This is a genomic window from Marivirga sericea, from assembly GCF_900177665.1.
Lineage (GTDB): Bacteria > Bacteroidota > Bacteroidia > Cytophagales > Cyclobacteriaceae > Marivirga > Marivirga sericea.
In genome coordinates, this window is sequence record NZ_FXAW01000006.1 from 152908 (window position 1) to 173879 (window position 20972).

The window sequence follows — 20972 nt, forward strand, 5'->3', positions numbered from 1 at the left end:
AAAAGAGTAAAACAGTAATAATCTAAGCTGTAATCTTCTCTAGGTCACAACCAAAAGACAAAATAGGGCTGGCAAGGTATACGCATGAAAAGAAAATCTAATTAAACGAGCTAATCTTATTATTTGATTGATTGCCTTTTTATCATCTTAGTATGGGGCATAAATCTTCTCAAAGGATATTACTGCGTTTTATGTTTTCGATGGAGCCGAGTGAGTTTTCTCAAATTTTTCTGTTCTTCAACGGCTAGCGCTCTTTGACTCTTCCCTCTGAATTGGTAGGGTCCCTTAGTTAATAAGTTTCATTTTTATGTTAAACTCACTGCGTGGTTCGCAAGGGAAACAGGATTTTGAAATCAGTTTACTTCATAAAAGCAAAAAGGGTTAAGAAATTATACTTTCTCAACCCTTTTTAATTACATTTTTAGGTATTTAATATTCCTGTTTATCCGTAAATCTCGTTCAAAAGACCTGCTAATCTAATGCCTGCCTTTTTAATTTGAACTTGTACGGTGTCCCAATTTTTATAGCTGTATTCATACCCAATATACATATCCTCTGGTAAAGCATATACTTGATCTCTCAAACCCATAGCTTCTTTGTACCAATCGTCAATCGTATTGCTTTGCAAAGCTTTTACTTCTTCTTTGGTGGTGATGTTAACCATATTGGCTAATTCGGTATAGCTAAATGCTTTCGAGTCGATCATTTCGCTGTCCCAAACGCGGTGCAGATTAGAGTTTTTACCAAACCATTTTAGTTTAATGGCATTGCCTCCCATATCTTCCCCATTTCCTACATGGCACGGCTGATGTATATCTCCCACTAGATGGATCAGCATTTTCAGCTTATTTTGCTCTTCTTGGGCACTTAAATTTCCTGCCTTCAATTCTTTGATGATTTCTTCAATCTTCATGATGATGTCACCATCGGCACTTTTCTCTGTTTCTTCGTAAGTCATCCCATCTGGAATGGTCACATAATGCCAGGGTTTAGCATAGTCCCAGCTATCTTCTGATTTAATGTTGTCCATCCAAACACTAGCTACCGCTATGGATTCTCTATTCAATATCTCACTTACTTTCTTTTCAACTTTTCTTTTCAAATAGAAGGAAGCCACTTCACCAACAGCTCTGTGGCCTGTTTGACCCCACGCTAAAGCTTGAGACAGAGTGAAAATACATAAAATAAAAGTGCTTATAAATCTGATCTTCATATTTTTAAATTTTTGCAAATATAGTCTTTTAGTAATACCGAAAGGTTATTTTTTGTCTCGTAATTTCTGGAGTTCTTGCCATTCATCTCTTAGCCTAGCTGCTTCTATAAAATCGAGATCTTTTGCTGCTTTCTCCATTTTCTTCTTCGTTGCTGTAATCATTTTATTTAGTGCTGGCTTATCCATATATTGAACCACAGGATCAGCAGCCACCGAGGTTTCTTCGATTCCAGCATAATATTTCTGTTGTGAGGTCTTTTTAGAATCAACTGCAACAGTTTGCCCTAAAATACTTTCTCTAGATTTAAAAACGGTTTTCGGGGTGATTCCATGTTCATCATTATACGCTTTTTGAATCGCTCTTCTACGATTCGTTTCATCTATTGCTTGCTCCATAGAAGCCGTCATCTTATCAGCATACATGATTACTTTTCCTTTTTCATTTCTGGCAGCTCTACCAATGGTTTGAACTAATGAACGCTGGTTCCTTAAAAAGCCTTCCTTATCTGCATCTAAAATTGCCACGAGCGAAACTTCTGGTAAGTCTAAGCCTTCTCTAAGTAGATTTACTCCAACCAACACATCAAATTCACCTAATCTCAAATCTCTGAGAATTTCAACTCGATCTAAAGTATCTACCTCGGAATGAATGTAACGAGACTTAACGCCTGCTCTGCCCAAGAATTTGTGCAGTTCTTCTGCCATTCTTTTGGTTAAAGTAGTGCATAATACGCGCTCATTTAGCTTTACTCTTTCATCGATCTCCTCCAATAAATCATCGATTTGATTTCCACTTGGCCGAACATCAATTTCGGGGTCTAGTAAGCCTGTCGGACGAATCACTTGTTCCACTACGGTTCCTTCTGTTTTCCGCAACTCATATTCAGCAGGAGTGGCGCTTACATAGATAGTTTGCCCTATCAAATTTTCAAATTCATCAAATTGTAATGGTCTATTATCCATTGCAGAAGGAAGCCTATATCCATAATCCACCAGATTGATTTTTCTAGCTCTGTCTCCACCATACATGGCTCTCACTTGCGGAACGGTGACATGACTTTCATCAATCACCATCAAATAATCATCAGGGAAATAATCTAACAAACAGAAAGGTCTAGAGCCTGGAGTTCTTCGATCAAAGTAGCGAGAGTAATTCTCAACACCAGAACAGTACCCTAATTCCCTCATCATTTCAATATCAAATTCAGTTCTTTCTTGAAGACGCTTGGCTTCTAAGAACCGACCATCTCTTTCAAAAAACTTGACCTGTTCTACCATATCGTTTTGAATTTCTTTGATGGCTTGGTGCAGAACATCTTTTCCAGTCACAAAAAGGTTAGCAGGGAAAATACTTATAATTTTTTCTTCAGATATCTTTTTCCCAGACTCGGGGTCTATTCGTTGTATAGACTCTATTTCATCTCCCCAGAACATAATTCGGTAAGCAAAATCTGCATAAGCCACAAAAATATCAACTGTATCTCCCTTTACTCTGAAAGTCCCCCTCTTGAATTCTGCTGTTGTTCTATTATAGAGAATATCCACAAAAGCAAATAAGAGTTGATTTCGAGGCACTTTATCACCTTGTTGTAGACGAATAATATTTTTACCGAATTCTTCCGGATTTCCTATACCATAAATACATGAAACCGAGGCCACAACAATTACGTCTCTTCGACCAGATAATAAGGCAGAAGTAGCACTTAACCTTAGTTTTTCAATTTCTTCATTAATAGAGAGATCCTTTTCTATATAAACATTGCTTGAAGGAATAAATGCTTCAGGCTGATAATAATCATAGTAAGAAATAAAATATTCAACCGCATTTTCAGGAAAAAACTGCTTGAATTCACCATAAAGCTGGGCAGCAAGTGTTTTATTGTGACTAAGAACTAGAGTAGGCTTTTGGACTCGCTCTACTAAGTTCGCTATCGTAAAAGTTTTTCCTGACCCAGTTACCCCTAAAAGTACTTGATCTTGTTCCCCTTCTTCAACTCCTTTTTGTAGTTCATTAATTGCTTTCGGTTGATCACCCGTTGGCTGGTATTCACTTATGATTTTAAAATCCATACTTACAACAAACGATTAAGTTGGAAAATGTTTGAGAACAAATATAAACAGAATTCAGGGTAATAATTGCACATCCGAAATGTGATTAGAAGTAATATATGTAACTATTATTACACATGGCTCTTGTGTTTCAGAAAATACAGTAATAACCTAATCTTACTAGATTTATAACCGTTTTAAAAAAGAAGACAAAAACAAGTAGAAATGAATTACTATCACTCTAAAATAGTTAAAGGAAAATCTTTTGAGACAGTAAGAAATGCTGTAGAAGTAGCGCTAAAAGATAATGGTTTTGGCGTCTTAACCGAAATAGATTTTAAAGCCACAATGAAGAAGAAATTGAACAAGGACTATTTGCCTCATGTGATTTTGGGAGCGTGCAACCCCACTTATGCAGACAAAGTAGTTTCAATTGAGCCTCATATCAGCACTATGCTGCCTTGCAATGTAACAATTCGGGAAATGGAAAGTGGAGAAATCGAAGTTTCTGCTATTGATCCTGCAGCCGCTATGGGTGTAGTGGAAAATGAGGAAATAGTGCAGCATGCTGAAGAAGTAAATGAAATGCTTAAAAATGTTTTAAAAGCAATCTGATATTATGAACTAGGGCAGCAGAAATGTTGCCCTTTAATCAAATTCATCTTCAATATCACCTACTATAGTTTCTACCAGATTTTCTAAGGTAATCATGCCAAGAATCTTATCATCATTGGATTTGACCATAGAGATATGAAATCTATTCTCGTTCATTTTTTTTAAAAGCGTAATGATAGGCGTGTTTTCGTTTATAAAAATAATAGGCCTTATAAATTCAGTAAGACGATTCTCAGAATCTTCTCTCTCATTGAGCGCAATTTCCTTAAAATTGATGTACCCATACACCTCTTCAATAGAATCAGTACGGCTTATAGGATAACGCGTGTGCTTATGTCTACTAGCTAGATTAAAGTATTTATCAAAGCTTATATTCTCCTTGAAAAAGATGATCTTTTCAACAGGTAACATGATTTCTTTTACAAATCGTTTTTTTAAAGTTGAAGTATTGATAATGATATTCTCTTGGTCAGTATCGATGATCTTCTCCATTTTTGCCATTCTTGCAATTGTTCGAATATCATCAAGGCTGTAGGGACTGCTCTTTTTTCTTTTTCCCACTAGTAGTTTAGTAAATGCCTGCGTCACTAAAATAAAAGGGTGCAGAATTTTAATAAGGAGCTGAAGAGGCCAGGCCATCTTTCTTGAGATTAAGTTGGATTTATTTACTCCAATCACTTTAGGAAGAATCTCCGTTCCAAAAAGAATGACAATCGTAAAAATTACTGAGAAAATCCAAATGTATTTTTCACCGTATAGAGCGTCAAAAGCACTACCTGCAATAGTTGCACCACCAGTATGGGCAATGGTATTTAAGATAAGAATAGCAGAGATTGGCCTATCAATATTGGATTTGAGTTTATGCATAATCCTAGCATAAGTCAAACCTTTTTCTTTATCAGTTTCTATTTTTACTTTATCTACACTGAGCAAGACTGCTTCAGCCATAGAACATAAAAAGGATACAAATACTGCTACAAATGTGCTTAATACGAAAACAAGCATAGGAATCTATTTAGTTTTCAATAAGAGAATTACTACTTCTTAGTAAATACTCTAACTCTTTTGATTCTTTTTTGGTCTACTGCCACTACCGTAAAAGTAAAATTGTTGAATTTTATCTTCTCTCCAGTTCGAGGCAATTTGCTATTGATTTCTAAGATCAATCCTCCGAGGGATTCACTTTCTCCTTTTACTTCTTCAAAGGTGCTGGGTTCTTCATTAATAATTTTACAAAAATCGTTCAGGGAGGTTCTACCTTCAAAAATATAAGTGTAGTCATCTAACTTATTGTAGGCGACATCAATATCCTCATCAAACTCATCATTGATCTCTCCTACAATTTCCTCAATCACATCTTCTAAGGTAATTAGTCCTGAAGTGCCACCGTACTCATCTACTACTATAGCCATGTGAACTCTTTTTTCTTGAAAGTCCTTTAACAAGCTATCAACTTTCTTGGATTCTGGAACAAAAAAACCAGGCCTTAAAAGTGTTTGCCATTCGAAATTATCTTCCTTCTCAATGTAGGGTAATAAATCCTTTACATAAAGAATACCTTCAATTTTGTCTATAGTATCACGGTAAACGGGAATTCTACTAAAACCATTTTTGTTGATTTGATCCATCAATTTATGGTAATCGTCTTCAATGTCGAAGGCAGTTATGTCCAAACGAGATTTCATTACCTGGCGAACAGAGAGCGTACCAAAATTTACGATACCTTTCAAGATACCTTTTTCTTCTTCTGTAGTGTCTTTATCTGCAGTAATCTCTAAAGCATGATGTAATTCATCAATAGAGACACTGAACCCTTTTTGCTCAACTCTTTTTTCGATAATGTTACTTAAACTCATCAATGATATTGATAAGGGGCTGAAAATCTTAGCTGAGAAATTCAAAGGAAGGGCCATTCTGGAAGCAAAGCTTAAATTATTTTGATTAGCATACACTTTAGGAACAATCTCGCCATAGAAAACGATCAGGAATGTGATAATAGCGGTTAAAGTTACAACTAGTAAACCTTCCGTTTCTTTAGTACCTACGATCTCCCAGGTTACGTAAGTTGAAAGTGTTACAATTCCTACATTAATAAAATTGTTAAGGATAAGAATAGTTGCTAGCAAACGTTTGGGGTTTTTAAGCAACTCCAGAATAGTCTGCTCTTTAGGCTGGCTGCTCGTTTTGCATTTGGCTAAATCGTCATGCGATAGAGAAAAGAATGCAACTTCGGAGCCTGATACAAGTGCCGACATCAAAAGTAAAAACATCATCAATAAACTATTGATGATGTAAAACCAATGATTGCCATTTTCGGCTATGCTTGCTAATAAAAATATACTAGGGGAAGGGTCTTCCAATTTTTATATTTATTTATTTAAAATGGTAAATCATCCATTTCGCTATTGGTATCCGGCGTTTGACTGGCTGCCGCAGTACCTTGACTACTGGATTGATTTCCTGAGTAATTGGATGACTGACCAGCGTCATCTCCACTTTTCTTTCCACCGAGCATGGTCATTTGGTCACCTACAACTTCTGTAGTATATCGAGTTACGCCATCTTTTTCCCACGATCGGGTTCTAAGTTTTCCTTCGATGAAAACGCTATCTCCTTTTTTCAAATATTTTTCAGCTACCTCAGCCAAACCCCTCCAAAGCACAATATTGTGCCATTCCGTTTGGTCAACTCGCTCTCCTGAATTTCTGTCTTTATAGGTTTCGGTTGTGGCTATTGAAAAATTTGCAACGGATGCTCCATTGTCTAAATGTCTTACTTCTGGGTCTTTACCCAAATTTCCAATCAAAATGACTTTGTTTACTCCTGCCATAAGTTAAAAAGTTTTAGTTCAAAATTACAGTTAATAGTTGAAGCAAACTGCTTTTTAGCGGGAAATATTTTCCAAGCAGTTAAATCTTCAGGTATAAATTTACCTAAAAATCTTTGCTTGTCAAATAATTCTCGATCAATCTGGGCTTTGGAAGTTCTTCAACCTCTTGTTTAGTATAATACTTTAATCTATGGTCTTCTACGGTATTCTCTTTGAATGAATTTAACTCCACAAAAACTGCTTCCAGTCGCTGATGTGAAAGTATATGTTTGATGGGCTCAGATATTTCCGCTACTTCCGCATTAAAATATTTTTCACTAACTTTTTCAAAAATCTCTTCTGTTGATAAGGAGTTATTTGTTTCTATTAAATCAAAATCAAATAAACCTTGCCAAATATCATTTGGGCCTCTCTTCTTCATAGCTAATTTCTCGTCCTTCTGCCATATCAAATAATAGAGATACCTGTTTTTGATCTTGATTTTCTTTTTCTTAATGGGTAATTCTGATTGCCTATGCTGTATTCTTGCTATACAATCTTCTGAAAGCGGACAATTTTCACAATCAAATTTCTTCGGAGTACAAATTGTTGCTCCTAATTCCATTATGGCCTGATTGAAATTAGAAGCTTCATCTTTTGGAATGATTTCGCTGGCAATATTGAAAAAAGTGCCGAAGCTTTTCGGTTGAGCTATATCATCTGATATATCAAAATACCTTGCAAGGACCCTAAAAACGTTGCCGTCTACAACGGGCACTGACTCATCGAACGCAAAAGAGGCTATTGCCGCTGCCGTATATTTTCCAATACCTTTTAATTTCTGAAGTTCTTGATATGATTTTGGAAACTTTCCATCGTAGTCATTAACAATTGATTTTGCGCACTCATGAAGATTTCTTGCACGAGAATAGTACCCCAACCCTTGCCACAATCTCATAACTTGATCTTCAGGAGCATTCGCTAAAGCATAAACAGTTGGATAATGGCTGACAAATTTATCAAAGTACGGCAATCCTTGATTAACTCTCGTTTGCTGAAGAATGATTTCTGAGAGCCATATTTTATAGGGATCCGAAGTATTTCTCCAAGGTAGGTCTCTTTTATTAATCTTGTACCATGAGATAAGTCGGTTTGAGAAGCTTTGCGTCATATAAATGCAAATATGGGTAATCTTAAATTAAATAAATAAAAAATATAAAGATGAAGTTATTAATAAGTTTTTGCATAAATTGTTGATAATTAAAAAGTTAAATATGAAATATCGATTTAAAGCTTACATATCTTTAAAAGATTTTACTTTTAAATTCAAAAATGTAAGGTTACCTTTGCAGACCCAAAATGAACGGGAGAATTTTTTTAATAATTTTAAATATAAACAAGCGTGACTAAAGCAGACGTTATATCAGAAATTTCTGAAAAAACAGGTATAGACAAAGCAGATGTAACCGCTACAGTAGAAGCATTCTTCTCTGTTGTGAAGGACTCAATGGCTGATGGTGAAAATATTTATGTGAGAGGCTTTGGTAGTTTTGTGAATAAAAAGAGAGCAAAGAAAATTGCTAGAAATATTTCCAAGAATACCGCTATCGTAATAGATGAACATTATGTACCTAGTTTTAAACCCTCAAAAGTTTTTGTGGAGAAAATCAAAACCTCAAATAAAATCACTGAAGAAGTATAAATCCTGGCATGCTTAAGTCCCGAATCATATTAATCGTTATTGCAATTGCTCTCATAGCTGTATTTTTCAGCTTACCGAAAGTAGTAGTTGACAACGAGAACGAAAGTATTGACAAGGGGTCAGAAGCACCCGCGTTAGATTCTAGCTCAGAGCAACAAGCAAGCACTTCAGCTGATGAAATAATGTCCGAATCTCATTCAGGCAAAATCCCCGAAGAGATCAGACAAGACATTGTAAGGCTAAGAAATAGTTATGAACTAGCAAAGAATCAAGAAAATAGTGCTATATTTGCCGATTCTTTAGCAAGCGTTTATCGAAATCTAAACAGATTAGATAGTGCTGCTAAATATGTCGAGTTATCGAAAGAAGATAATGAATTAATAGGAAATGCCTATTATGAAGCTTTCAGTTTTGCCGCTGATGTTGATAAAGCAAAAAGGTTAGCAGTGAAAACCAGAGAATATTTGCAAAAAGTATTAAATGGAGATCCCGCTAACAACAGTGCTAAAATCAAATTAGCAATGACTTACGTTTCATCAGATAATCCCATGCAAGGGATTTCGATGTTGTTAGAAGTTGTAGAAGAAGACCCTAATAATGAAGAAGCACTTTTTAATTTAGGAATTCTTTCTATACAGTCAGGCCAATATAGTAAAGCGATTGAGCGGTTCGAGAAGCTACTCTTACATCATCCTGATAATATACAGGCTGAGTTTTATTTAGCATTGAGTTTGATGAATAATGGACAAAAAGTAAAAGCCAGGAAGTTATTCACAGAAATTAAAAATAAAAGTAATGATGAACAACTGTTAGCAGCTGTTGAAAGTTACTTGAATGAATTATAATAAAATTGTTTAACAAAAAATTTTAAAATTATGCCTTGCGGTAAAAAAAGAAAAAGACACAAGATTTCAACTCATAAGAGAAAGAAAAGACTAAGAAAGAATAGACACAAGACCAAGAAGTAATTAGTACTTCTTGGTTGTCTTATATCAAGAGAATTTTTTAGTTTTTCACTTAAACTTATAGAGCTTTGAGCAATGAATTAATTATTAATTCAACTCAAAATGGCAGTCGTATTGCCCTTCTTAATGATAGGAATCTTATTGAGATTCATCATGATAATGAAGAAGAGCAGTTTAGTGTAGGTGATATTTATTTAGGGAACGTCCGCAAAGTGATGCAAGGCTTAAACGCTGCATTCGTGGATGTAGGTTATGAAAAAGATGCGTTTTTGCATTATCATGATCTTGGACCGAAAATAAACTCACTTTTAAAATATACTAAATTTGCCACTACTCGTAATAACACCTCATACAAATTAAGTAAGTTCAAATTAGAGCCGGAGATTGACAAATTAGGAAAAATCTCCCAAGTGCTCTCTAAGAACAAGCAGGTGTTGGTTCAGGTTATTAAAGAACCTATTTCTACGAAAGGGCCAAGACTATCATGCGAGTTGTCACTAGCAGGAAGGTATTTGGTATTAGTACCATTTGCCAATGGAATAAGCATATCCAAAAAGATATCAACTAGTGAGGAACGTAAAAGACTCACCAGATTAATCTCTTCCATTAAGCCGGAAAACTTTGGCGTCATTATACGCACTGTTGCTGAAGGAAAAGAGGTAGCAGAACTGGATACTGATCTAAGAAATTTATTAGAAACTTGGGAGAATGGAGTTAAAAAGCTTAAAGATGCCAAGCCGAAAGATAAAATTATCGGTGAAGTAGGAAGGGCTTCTTCTATTTTGAGAGATATGATGAATGAATCTTTCGACAACATCCATGTGGATGATGAAGAAACGTTCAACGAAATTCAGACTTACATTCAGAAAATAGATCCCAGTAAGGAAAAGATTTTGAAGCTTTATTCGGGAAAGAATAAAATTTTCGAACATTTCGGTATCGAAAGGCAGCTAAAATCTTTATTTGGACAATCTGTTAATATTAAAGGTGGAGGTTACCTCATTATTGAGCATACTGAAGCATTACACGTTGTTGATGTTAATAGCGGAAACAAATCTAATAACGAAGAAAGTCAGGAGGATACAGCCTTAAATACTAATCTTGAAGCTGCAAAGGAAATTGCGAGGCAGTTACGATTAAGGGATATGGGTGGTATAATAGTGGTCGATTTTATCGACATGAAAAATCCAGACAATAAGAAACTCTTATTCAAAAAGATGAAGGATTTTATGGAAACAGATCGCTCTAAGCATACTGTTCTGCCTTTATCGAAGTTTGGATTAATGCAGGTAACCCGACAAAGGGTAAGGCCTGAAATGAATATTGTCACTAAAGAAAATTGCCCAACTTGTAATGGAACTGGTAAAATAACAGCTTCTATTTTGGTTACAGATAAAATAGAGCAAGATTTGGACTATTTATTGACAAAGCAAAATGAAAAATCGCTTAGTCTTGCAATTCACCCATTTTTGTATTCATACTACACGAAAGGAATTATTTCTTTACGTGTAAAATGGTTTTTCAAATACGGGAAATGGATTAAATTGATACAAGATAGCTCGTTAGCTCTTACAGAATACCATTATATGAATGCAAATCAGGAACTTATCGAAATGGAGTAGTAGATAGAAATTGTATTTTATTAATAGCCCTTGTTTTAAATAAGCATGGGCTATTTTTTTTATATTATATCGAAGCCAAATAACTGTTTATCTAATATATTTTTCGAGCTGATTTTATTTCTCTAGATTTACATTACTAGATTTACTCTATATGGTATTCCTCAAATCATTGCTTCACTCGCGAAATCGGAAAGCATGGCATTTATTTTTATTTATTATTCTTTTTGAGCTCCCCACTCTTAATGCCGCTTCCTTTCAAAATGCTAATCCTCCTATCGAGGACCCTAAAGATTCTATAATATTTCGTGATTTTGATGGTTCCAGCTATCGCGGTAGTTCTTTTAACTATATGTCAGTGGAAGACCAAGATGGGATTATGTATTTTGGCAATGAAAACGGCTTACTGGAATTTGATGGTACTCACTGGCAACTACATAAAACTACAAATTTCACCCCTATTGAGTATCTAAATTTAATAGATGATAAAATATATACATATGGAAATCAGGAATTAGGGTATTTCCAACGCAATAGCTTAGGAAATATGATGTATCAATCTTTGAACGATAAGATGCAGAATGAAAAAAAAATTCCATTTGTATGGAATGTTATACAAAATAAAGGATACACATATTTTAGTTTGGATAGTGCACTTTTGAAATGGGATGGTGAGGTGTTATCGAGGATAGAAATTGGAGCAAGCATAACATCCTATAAAGTAGGACAGGAAGTCCTTATTTCCGTTTATGGACAAGATCAAGGAGGATTAGCACTCCTTAAGGATGACTCACTCATTTACGTCAATAGGGATTTTAAATTTGGTGATGACTATATCTGGGAAGTAGTAAAGCAAAAGAATCGTAATTGGCTTTTTTTTACGTCTGAGAACGGGATTTACAATTATAATTCTACTACGCATGAAGTCACTCCATTTGATAGCGAGATCTCATATTTTTATAAATCAGATAGTCTATTTCTTTATTGGGCACATAAAATGTCAGACTCCTTATATATAACTTCTAGTTGGGAAAATGGGATGCAAATTTTTGATTCTGAAGGCCACATATTAAAAAACTTAAGTAGCAAAAATGGCCTATTGTCAAATTTTATTGTGCACCCTGAAAGCGATAGAAGGAGTAATTTATGGTTGACTAGCGGTTCTGGTATACAATACTTGGAATTTCGTAATCCATCGAATAAATTAAGATTTGAACCTCAAGCCAAGGTTAGATACATTAAATTAGGAGATAGTTCTGTCTTTATCAAAGGTCTCGACCATGTAGTGACTTTATCACAGGAAAACAGTAATTCTATTGATTTTTACTTTTCAGTTCCTAGTTTTTTCAAAGAAGATTTAGAGTTCTCATATTATTTAGAGGGTTTTGACAATGACTGGTCTACTTGGTCAAATAACTCAAGAAAAGAATATACTAATTTGGCAGGAGGGGAATACATATTTCACTTAAAAGCTCGTGGTGTTCATAATCCTGAATTAAATATAAAACCATTTAACTTCACGGTCATTGTTCCAAAGAATTGGTACGAAAGCTATGTTACCTATATACTATTTGCCTTATTGGTTGGACTACTGGTGTTTAGTTTCATTAAATATAGGACACATCGATTAAGCATTACCAATAAAAAATTGGAGTCAATAGTTAAGGAAAGAACTTCTGAATTGCGTTTGCAGAAGGAACAATTAAAAAAGGCTAATGAAGAATTAAAAACCATTAATAATGAATTAGATAATTTCGTTTATCGTTCTTCTCATGATTTAGTGGCTCCTTTGAAATCATTAAGAGGGTTAATTGCAGTAGCAGGGATGTCAAATAATCCTGATGAGATTAAGGAGTATTTCAAGTTAATGAATATCAGTATCACTAAGCTAGAGGAGTTTATCAAGGGTATTATGGATTTCTCGACTAACACTAAAAAGCCGCTAGAGATGAAATTCGTCAGAATGGATGATATTTTGGACAGCATAGTGGAGGATTTAAAATATTATCAAAATGCAGACAGGGTTGAGCTGATTAGAGCTTATGATTCAGATTTCAAGATTAAAACAGATCCAAAAAGGATTAATATTGTAGTAAGTAATTTAGTGACTAATGCATTAAAATATCACGATTTCAATCAAGATGACCCTCAATTCATTAAAGTTTCAGCTAAAATTGAGGATAATTCTTATGTGCTAGAGGTAAAAGACAATGGTTCTGGAATACCTGAAGAACATCAAAGCAAAATATTTGAGATGTTTTTTAGGGCTCACCAAGGTATAGAAGGCTCAGGTTTAGGATTATATATAGTGTTAGACACTTTAAAAGTATTGAAAGGTAAAATAGAGTTTACTTCTAAGACAAGAGTAGGAACGACCTTTAGGGTGACACTCCCTCTGATAGATTAACGAATTATTCTTCTAGCTTTTCATCTAATTCTAAAAGATTTTTTAAGTTATAAATAACCTTGTCCAATTCTGTTGCACTAATTTTAAGGTAATTAAGTACAGCCGGGTCTATTTTTCCATCTTTTGTTAACTCTATTACATTTATAAGCCCTAATACATTGGCAACTGGCGCTCTTAATTTATGAGAATTATAATAAGTGAATTCAGCTATTTGTCTATTACGCTCATTCAACTTTTTAGTCCGTTCCATAACCCTTTCCTCCAAATTTTTATTCAAACTGTGAAGTTCCTTGTTGACTCTTGCTAAGTCTAATGATTTAGATGATAATTTTCGCTGCTTGTCTTCTATTTCTTCTTTTTGCTGCTTAAGCTTCAGATGAGCAGTCTTGAGCTGATTACTTTTACTCCTGAGATAAAAGACTATTACTATTGAAAAAATAAGCGCAACAGTTATTAAAATCAAAACCTCTGTTCTTTTTTCTATTTTATTGGCCAGTTTAGATTGTTCTAGTGCTAGCTTGTAACTTTCTTTTTCCCTTTGAGACAAATCATACTGAATACTTAGCTTATTGATTTCTGCTCTAGACTCTGAATTAAATATCGAGTCTTTGATTCCTAAATATTTATCAAAGTAGAATGTTAAGGAATCATTAGTTGCGGTTAGTTTGTACAAGTCAATCTTAGATTGATAAATCTTAAGCAACAAGTCTAAGGTATTTGCTTTTAGTGCTAACATCTCTGCTTCTTCTAAAAAGCGATTGGCTTTAATTAAGTCATTCTTTGCAATATAGACTCTGGCGAGTTCAATTGTGGTTTCTACCGTTCCTCTGGCGTATGCTAAGTCTGCCCAATGTTCCAGGCTTTCTTGAAGGAACAAAAGAGCAGAATCAGTTTCGCCAGTTTCCCTACTAATCATGCCTTTATAAAGATTAGTAAACCCTTTGATTTGAGAGGTGAGACTATCTTGGCTAAGTACTTGGTCTAGGTAATATTTTGCACTATCATAGTTTTCATTAATCATGAAAAGCTGACCTAAATTCACTAATATTAATCTGGGAGAGAGGCCTTTTACCTCTTTTGATTTAGCAAGTGCTAATTTTATGAATCTAGCTGATTGAATATAATCTTTTTGTTTTTTATAGGTTTCCCCTATATTATTGAGCGTTTTAATGACTTCAATTGAATTGCCTTGCTCCTCAAAAATATCTAAAGCCTCAAAAAAAGCTTTTAACGAGGCGTCATATATTCCTTGCAACCAATAATATGTTCCTTTCTTAACTAGAGTGTAAGCTCTACCAGACTCGTTATTATTTCTGTTTAGTTTTTCTTCTAAAGCTATTACATAAAATAAACCTTCCGCTGGAAATTGTGAGTAAATTTGATCTGTAATTTCTAGATATTTTTTAACATCTATTTCTTGGTCAAAAAGCTCATTCTGCAGTTTCGAATCTAGCTTATTTTTTAACGAATCATTCTTAACTGCGAATACTGAGAAAGCAATGCAAAGAAAGAATATTGACGATATAATAATAAACCACTGGCTTCTCATAATTCAACTTGCCAATAATTTAGTTAAAAAAATCTAACGTTTCGAATGTTTATCCAACCTAATTTCTAAGTACCAAAGATTTTAATGTTTCCACCCAATCCTTATTGTCATTTAAACTCTCTACTAAATCCCAACGCTCCCCTCCTGCCTCTTCGAATTCTTCCTTGAATTCTTCACCTACCTCAATAGTAGTTTCTAAACAATCGGAAACAAAAGCTGGGGAAAAAGCCAAAACTGACTTTTTCCCTTCCTTAGGTAAGTCTTTCAGCACTTCATCTGTATAAGGTTTAATCCATGGATCATTTCCTAAACGACTTTGGAATGTCACCGTATATTGATCTTCAGAAAGATTCAATTCGTTTGCAATCAACCTCGCAGTTTGAAAGCATTGCGCCCTGTAGCAGAATCGGTTCTTGTCATGATAGACATTGCAACAGCTTCCTAATTTGCAATAGTTATCAACTGAACCTTTTCTAATTTGCCGTTCTGGCAAACCATGGAAACTAAAGATTACATGATCGTACTTATGCTTATCTAAATATTTTTTACCGAGAGAGGCAAAGGTTTTGTAGAAACCTGGCTCTTCAACAAAAGTGCTGATAAAATTTAGCTGCGGAATAATCTGCCATTCTTGTACAATTTCCATTACCTTGTCGTGCACAGAACCACTAGTTGCTGAAGCATATTGAGGAAACAAAGGGACTACTATTATTTTAGCTACTTTATGATTCCTCAGCTCTTCCAAAGCATTTTTGATACTTGGAGACTGATACCGCATACCTAGCGCAACCACGTAATTCTCATCTAGCTCATTTTGAAGCAATTCCTTTACATCTTCTCCATAAAACTTTAATGGAGAGCCTCTTTCTACCCATAATTTCCGATACTCTTTTGCGGATTTTGGAGCCCGGAAAGGTGCGATAATTAAGTTTACCAACATCCACCGAAGGAGAAAAGGGATGTCAATCACTCTTTTATCCATCAAAAATTCTCTTAAATATTTCCTTACGTCTGACGTTTTTGTGGAATCTGGAGTACCCAAATTCACTAATAATACTCCCGTTTTTCCGTGATTTGATTTTTTCATATTGGCTTCAATAACCTGCATTGCAGTTATATGTTTGCTAAAACTTAGTGTTTAATGTATAGTATAATAGATTTTTGACGTAGGAAAGCTATAATATTAAGAGTCTTAATGAATGTTAAGAAATCCCTAAGTCTCCCTTTTGTTTCTTAAGTGCATTTTTTAACTCTGCTTCATTTTGCTGGAGTTTCTCTACTAAAGACTTTTTCAATTGCTTTTGATAGATTTTAAGTTCATTTAACTGGCCTGGTTCAACACCTTCAATTTTCACTTCTATCTCTGATAATTGCTTAAGTAAAGTTTCCTTCTCTTGCACGAGAACTTCCAATCTTTCGTAAACTTCACTTACATCAAAAGCAAATTTTATGATTTTAGTGATTTCTCCATTCTGATTTCGTAACACAGTATAGGAGCCCTTAATATTAATCTTTCTTCCGTTTTTTCCATAACGTTCGAATACTCCACTTTGAATCTGTCCTGCTTTGAGATTATCCCAAAAAGACTGATACTCTTTAGAGTTTGCATAATCATCGCTTAGAAATATTCGATGATGCTTGCCTTTAAGCTCATCGACTGTGTTATAACCAAATAAACTTATAAAAGTCTCGTCAGCCGTAAGAATATCTCCACTTGGGGTAAATTCAATATAAGCTAATCCGCTTTTTTCCATGGCATTCAAACGCTCAGTGTTCTCCTTCTGCGAACGCTCCATTTCTTCTTGAGTGGCTTGCAACTCTTCCATATTCTGCCGCATTTCTTCCTCTTGAGCGCGCATTTCCTCCGTCATCTGTTGCGAATCTTCTAAAAGTCTATTGGTTCGTTCATTGATCTTAACTGACTGGACGGATGAGGCTATGTTTTCACCAACATCCTCGATAAATTTTCTTTCATTATCTGTAAATTCAGTGAATGTCCCAATCTCGATCACTCCATAAACAGTATCATTAGCAATAAGAGGGACGATAAAAATACTCTTTGGCGTTGCTTTACCTAGACCTGAAGTAATAGTGATATAATTTTCAGGCAACTCCTTCATATAAATTGACTGCTTTTCAAGATATACTTGTCCTACCAATCCCTGACCAGGTTGAATAGTTTTCTCGAGAAACTTCTTTCTATCATATGCATAGGTAGCAGTTAGTTGTAAATCTTCCTCTCCATTTTCATCTTCATCTACAATAAAAATGCTCCCTTGGTTAGCTTTTAAATAACTCACCATGAAGGTAATGACATGATCGCTGAGCTCGCCTATATTATTATTAAATTTTCTCAGAATATCTCCGAATTCAGCTGAACCCTTATTGGTCCAGTTCCTAATTCTAGCTTCTTCTGATACATTTTTCAAACTGTCCCTCATTTCGGCAAGTGAATTTCCTATATCCCCTTGATTATTAAATACCGAAATATCGCTATCAAAACTGCCCTTCCCTACTTCCAAAGCAAAGTTTTTGACATTTGATAAATTTCCGGAAAGTGTGTGAATTTCTTCTAAAATGATATCAAATTCGTCATTTGTATTCGCTTTTGTTTCCGGAATATTGCCTTCGCTCAAGATTTTTACTTCAGACTGTAAAGCATCAATACTTCCTTTAAATTGATTTCGAGCCAATCTGTAAAATAGGAAACATAGAATGATAGAGAAGATGACAATACTTGATTCAACTATTACAAATCTATCTCTTGCCGAAAAGATTTTTTCTCCTATAGCCATGGATTCTTCTTCCAGATTTGAATATAAAAGTTGTGCTTTTTCGTCAAACTCATCACTCAAGGGCTTTAAATTCTCAGCATATAAATTTCCATTTGGGTTATTGCTCGAGCTTTGATTATTTAATTCTTCATCAATCCAGCTTTGTAAATCATTTTTATCATAAATGGTGTCGCCTTCAGAACCCATATAATTGTAAAGCGATAAACTTATATTCCCTCCACCAAATTGGGCATTGTTCAGTACCTCTTTTTGTTTTGCTTTGATTCTATTTCCTAATCTGCTTAGCTTTTCAAACAAAATGATATTCTCAGGGCTATTCCAATATATTTTTAAAGAATCTATGCTGTCATTTGCTGACTGTACTTCTTTTTCCCAAATTTCATCTATTTCTTTCTTCAATGCATCATTACCTGAAAGCAAGTAGTTTTGAAGCGTAACATTGGAATGCCGAACTCCACTTTTCATCGCATCAACATACATTCGGGATGGTTGCTTATTTTCAAGAATATCATTCCCCATCACCATTATATTGGCAATTTGCGAAAGTGTAATAAGTACCACAATCACAATCAATAATGCCATACTGCTATAGCCGATGATCATCCTACTTTTAATGGAATTGAAGTTTATTTTTTTCATTTTACACACTCGCTATTTCGAAAGGTCAATTTATCTTTTATCGATCTAATTAAAAAGCTTCAAACATAAATTTTGACCAATCAGTTATGATGATAGATTAAAATCCGAAGATAATGGAAAAAAAGTATCAAAAGTCACTGATTTGGTTTAGAAGGAATTTAAGAGTAGAAGATAATGAAGCCCTATGGGAAGGGATCCACAATTCAGAAAAATATCTTTTCCTCTATATATTTGACGAAAAGGAATGGGACGAAAATCCATTGGGAATTAGACGATCTTCTAGCAAGAAGCTCAGTTTCAGATGGCAATCAGTGTTGGATCTCAAGCAAAAAATTGAAGAACTAGGAGGCCAATTAATGCTTCAAAAAGGTGATTCTAAAATCATCCTTCAGTCACTTCTAACGGAGCACAAATTTGATGCACTTTATGCTCCAAAGGAGTCTGGAAGCGAGGAAGTAAGTGAAGAAAAAGCTATCCAAAAATTATTTTTAAAAGATAAGGCAGCAGTCCATTATTTTGCACAAACCACGCTTTTTCATGAAGACGATATTCCCTGGCCTATAGGAAAATTACCAAATATTTTTACTCAATTTAGGAAAGAAAACGAAAAGCAGACGGAGGTTAGAGCATTATTTAAAGCTCCTTCGGATTTGTCTGACGCTGTGAAAATTGATAATAAATTTGAATTTTCTGATTTACAAATAGAAAATAATTGTAAGGAAGAGAAGGCTGTATTGAATTTTACAGGAGGAGAAACAAAAGCCTGGGAAAGGTTAAATTATTATCTATGGGAAACAGACCAACTTAAAGATTACAAAAATACTAGGAATGGATTATTGGGGGAGGGCTACTCTTCTAAATTTTCACCATGGCTTTCAGAAGGCTGCATTTCTGCTAAATCAATCTATTACCAAGTAAAGAGATATGAAAAAGAGAGGAAGAAAAACCAATCGACATACTGGATGGTATTTGAACTAATCTGGAGAGATTATTTCCATTTTGTACTGAAAAAATTTGGCTCTAAACTTTTCCAAAAAGAAGGCATAAAAGGAGAGAAAAGGGATTGGCAATGGAATTTAGAACTTTTTGAAAGATGGAAAAATGGTGAAACCGGAGTACCCTTTATAGATGCCAATATGCGGGAGTTGAACGCTTCAGGATTCATGAGCAACAGAGGTAGGCAAAATGTAGCCAGCTTTTTAGTAAAAGATTTAGGATTGGATTGGAGAATGGGTGCTTGGTACTTTGAACATCAATTAATTGATTATGATGTCGCCAGTAATTGGGGTAATTGGGCTTATGTGGCGGGGGTTGGTAACGATCCCAGAGAAAATCGCTATTTTAATATTTTAAGCCAAGCCAAAAAATATGATGCTAAAGGTGAATATGTTAGATATTGGATTCCTGAATTAGCTGATATCGAAGGCTTTAATAGCAATAGAGTGGCTTTACTGAAAAATGGAGAATTGGAAAAAGTTGATTCAATTATACCAGAAATATACCTTAAACCTATAGTGGATATTGGGAAGTGGGAGTATTAAATTAAAGGTTTAATTTAAGGCCATTTTTTAGAAATTTGTAGCCATTAGTCTATGGGAGGTTATTAGAAGATCCCCTACAGTTCTAAAGTTTCAGGGTCAAAAATATATCTTAATCCAGCTTCCTTAGCTTTATGGTCAAATCTTCTTATTTTTGTTTTTTAGCCTATAACAAAAACTGAAAATAAGATGAGACAGAAAATAGTAGCCGGAAACTGGAAAATGAATAAAACTTTGACGGAAGCTCAAGCATTAACTTCCGAAATTGCTAATATGGTAGAGGATGAAGGTCCAGCAGATGTAAAAGTGGTCATAGCACCTCCATTTCCTTTCATATATGCTGTTGAAAATTTAATCCCTGAGATTGGTAAAATAGTTTTAGCCGGACAAAATTGTCATCAGGAAGATTCTGGGGCTTTTACAGGTGAAGTTTCAGCACCAATGTTAAAATCTTTGGGTGCTCAATATGTTATTTTGGGTCATAGTGAAAGAAGAGAGCATTTTTCAGAAACTGACGCTGATCTAGCTAAAAAGACAGATAATGCACTAAAAAGTAATCTTAAAGTGATCTTTTGCTGTGGAGAACCTTTAGAAATTAGAGAAGCGGATACACAAAATGACTACGTCACCAAGCAATTGACTAACGGCTTATTCCATTTATCTACCGAGCAGTTCAAAAATATTGTAATTGCTTACGAGCCAATATGGGCTATAGGTACAGGCAAAACAGCTAGTTCCGCTCAGGCGCAGGATATGCACAAAACCATTCGACAACATATTGCCACTAAATTTGGAGAAAATGTAGCCAATGAAACTTCTATCTTGTATGGCGGAAGTTGTAAACCAGATAATGCGAAAGAACTTTTCTCGCAACCTGATGTTGACGGGGGATTAATAGGTGGAGCTTCTTTAAAGTCAAGAGATTTTACGGATATTATTAAATCATTTTAAATAGTGCCTGTTTAGGTATTTGCTAAAGAAAATAGTTTAACTGTAAGATATACAGGCCCCAAATGATCGGTGGTAGAGCTATTGATCATTTGGTATTAAATTAAATTACTGAGAAATTTAG

At 34.7% G+C, this 20972-nt stretch carries 16 protein-coding genes; 7 read left to right on the plus strand and 9 right to left on the minus strand.

The window, feature by feature from the left end; translation table 11 throughout:
• Positions 1-442 precede the first annotated feature (442 nt).
• Together B9Y84_RS14385 and uvrB are read right to left on the minus strand one after the other, a co-directional pair.
• Positions 443-1213: a S1/P1 nuclease gene (locus B9Y84_RS14385; RefSeq protein ID WP_176223810.1), complete on the minus strand. Its 771-nt coding sequence runs from the start codon at positions 1211-1213 to the stop codon at positions 443-445.
• 45 nt (positions 1214-1258) lie between these two features.
• Entirely contained in the window at positions 1259-3283 is a 2025-nt protein-coding gene (uvrB, locus tag B9Y84_RS14390) for an excinuclease ABC subunit UvrB (RefSeq protein WP_085518092.1), read from the minus strand.
• 204 nt (positions 3284-3487) lie between these two features.
• Between uvrB and B9Y84_RS14395 the strand changes: the two genes are divergently transcribed.
• Complete coding sequence (locus tag B9Y84_RS14395) at positions 3488-3877, plus strand: DUF302 domain-containing protein (protein ID WP_085518093.1); 390 nt, start codon at positions 3488-3490, stop codon at positions 3875-3877.
• A gap of 33 nt (positions 3878-3910) precedes the next feature.
• On the opposite strand, the gene B9Y84_RS14400 is transcribed toward B9Y84_RS14395, so the two are convergent.
• The 4 genes from B9Y84_RS14400 to mutY form a co-directional block, all read right to left on the minus strand.
• On the minus strand, positions 3911-4882 hold the full coding sequence (locus B9Y84_RS14400) for a CNNM domain-containing protein (RefSeq protein ID WP_085518094.1): 972 nt from the start codon (positions 4880-4882) through the stop codon (positions 3911-3913).
• Positions 4883-4914: 32 nt separating this feature from the next.
• The gene (gene gldE, locus B9Y84_RS14405; RefSeq protein ID WP_085518095.1) at positions 4915-6237 is read right to left on the minus strand and encodes a gliding motility-associated protein GldE; all 1323 of its coding nucleotides are present in this window, start codon (positions 6235-6237) and stop codon (positions 4915-4917) included.
• A gap of 17 nt (positions 6238-6254) precedes the next feature.
• Complete coding sequence (locus B9Y84_RS14410; RefSeq protein ID WP_085518096.1) at positions 6255-6707, minus strand: single-stranded DNA-binding protein; 453 nt, start codon at positions 6705-6707, stop codon at positions 6255-6257.
• A 103-nt stretch (positions 6708-6810) separates the two neighbouring features.
• Positions 6811-7857 (minus strand): A/G-specific adenine glycosylase, encoded by a 1047-nt coding sequence (mutY, locus tag B9Y84_RS14415; RefSeq protein ID WP_085518097.1) that lies wholly within the window; start codon positions 7855-7857, stop codon positions 6811-6813.
• Positions 7858-8088: 231 nt separating this feature from the next.
• On the opposite strand from mutY, the gene B9Y84_RS14420 reads away from it, so the two are divergent.
• From B9Y84_RS14420 to B9Y84_RS14435, 4 genes are all read left to right on the plus strand, one after another.
• On the plus strand, positions 8089-8388 hold the full coding sequence (locus tag B9Y84_RS14420) for an HU family DNA-binding protein (RefSeq protein WP_085518098.1): 300 nt from the start codon (positions 8089-8091) through the stop codon (positions 8386-8388).
• A gap of 8 nt (positions 8389-8396) precedes the next feature.
• A complete protein-coding gene (locus tag B9Y84_RS14425) occupies positions 8397-9233 on the plus strand; it encodes a tetratricopeptide repeat protein (protein ID WP_085518099.1) in 837 nt (278 codons plus the stop codon).
• Between the two features lie 188 nt (positions 9234-9421).
• On the plus strand, positions 9422-10975 hold the full coding sequence (locus B9Y84_RS14430) for an Rne/Rng family ribonuclease (RefSeq protein ID WP_085518100.1): 1554 nt from the start codon (positions 9422-9424) through the stop codon (positions 10973-10975).
• A 151-nt stretch (positions 10976-11126) separates the two neighbouring features.
• Positions 11127-13379: an ATP-binding protein gene (locus B9Y84_RS14435; protein WP_085518101.1), complete on the plus strand. Its 2253-nt coding sequence runs from the start codon at positions 11127-11129 to the stop codon at positions 13377-13379.
• A 4-nt stretch (positions 13380-13383) separates the two neighbouring features.
• Here the strand turns inward: B9Y84_RS14435 and B9Y84_RS14440 are convergent, their stop codons facing one another.
• The 3 genes from B9Y84_RS14440 to B9Y84_RS14450 all read right to left on the minus strand — a co-directional run bounded on the left by B9Y84_RS14440 (position 13384) and on the right by B9Y84_RS14450 (position 18362).
• Positions 13384-14928, minus strand: a complete 1545-nt coding sequence (locus tag B9Y84_RS14440) for a tetratricopeptide repeat protein (protein WP_085518102.1) — start codon at positions 14926-14928, stop codon at positions 13384-13386.
• A 58-nt stretch (positions 14929-14986) separates the two neighbouring features.
• The gene (hemH, locus tag B9Y84_RS14445; RefSeq protein WP_085518262.1) at positions 14987-16015 is read right to left on the minus strand and encodes a ferrochelatase; all 1029 of its coding nucleotides are present in this window, start codon (positions 16013-16015) and stop codon (positions 14987-14989) included.
• A 115-nt stretch (positions 16016-16130) separates the two neighbouring features.
• On the minus strand, positions 16131-18362 hold the full coding sequence (locus B9Y84_RS14450; RefSeq protein WP_085518103.1) for a GAF domain-containing protein: 2232 nt from the start codon (positions 18360-18362) through the stop codon (positions 16131-16133).
• 113 nt (positions 18363-18475) lie between these two features.
• Between B9Y84_RS14450 and B9Y84_RS14455 the strand changes: the two genes are divergently transcribed.
• Both B9Y84_RS14455 and tpiA read left to right on the plus strand, forming a co-directional pair.
• Positions 18476-19903 (plus strand): DASH family cryptochrome, encoded by a 1428-nt coding sequence (locus tag B9Y84_RS14455; protein WP_085518104.1) that lies wholly within the window; start codon positions 18476-18478, stop codon positions 19901-19903.
• 186 nt (positions 19904-20089) lie between these two features.
• Positions 20090-20851, plus strand: coding sequence for a triose-phosphate isomerase (tpiA, locus tag B9Y84_RS14460; protein WP_085518105.1), 762 nt, complete (start codon positions 20090-20092; stop codon positions 20849-20851).
• Positions 20852-20972 lie beyond the last annotated feature (121 nt).

Bases quoted from the DNA above. Each gene is read 5' to 3' on its own strand.
- B9Y84_RS14450 (WP_085518103.1), bottom strand. From the start codon at position 18,362: ATGAAAAAAATAAACTTCAATTCCATTAAAAGTAGGATGATCATCGGC.
- tpiA (WP_085518105.1), top strand. From the start codon at position 20,090: ATGAGACAGAAAATAGTAGCCGGAAACTGGAAAATGAATAAAACTTTG.
- uvrB (WP_085518092.1), bottom strand. From the start codon at position 3,283: ATGGATTTTAAAATCATAAGTGAATACCAGCCAACGGGTGATCAACCG.
- hemH (WP_085518262.1), bottom strand. From the start codon at position 16,015: ATGAAAAAATCAAATCACGGAAAAACGGGAGTATTATTAGTGAATTTG.
- B9Y84_RS14440 (WP_085518102.1), bottom strand. From the start codon at position 14,928: ATGAGAAGCCAGTGGTTTATTATTATATCGTCAATATTCTTTCTTTGC.
- B9Y84_RS14385 (WP_176223810.1), bottom strand. From the start codon at position 1,213: ATGAAGATCAGATTTATAAGCACTTTTATTTTATGTATTTTCACTCTG.
- B9Y84_RS14425 (WP_085518099.1), top strand. From the start codon at position 8,397: ATGCTTAAGTCCCGAATCATATTAATCGTTATTGCAATTGCTCTCATA.
- B9Y84_RS14395 (WP_085518093.1), top strand. From the start codon at position 3,488: ATGAATTACTATCACTCTAAAATAGTTAAAGGAAAATCTTTTGAGACA.
- mutY (WP_085518097.1), bottom strand. From the start codon at position 7,857: ATGACGCAAAGCTTCTCAAACCGACTTATCTCATGGTACAAGATTAAT.
- B9Y84_RS14400 (WP_085518094.1), bottom strand. From the start codon at position 4,882: ATGCTTGTTTTCGTATTAAGCACATTTGTAGCAGTATTTGTATCCTTT.
- B9Y84_RS14435 (WP_085518101.1), top strand. From the start codon at position 11,127: ATGGTATTCCTCAAATCATTGCTTCACTCGCGAAATCGGAAAGCATGG.
- B9Y84_RS14410 (WP_085518096.1), bottom strand. From the start codon at position 6,707: ATGGCAGGAGTAAACAAAGTCATTTTGATTGGAAATTTGGGTAAAGAC.
- B9Y84_RS14455 (WP_085518104.1), top strand. From the start codon at position 18,476: ATGGAAAAAAAGTATCAAAAGTCACTGATTTGGTTTAGAAGGAATTTA.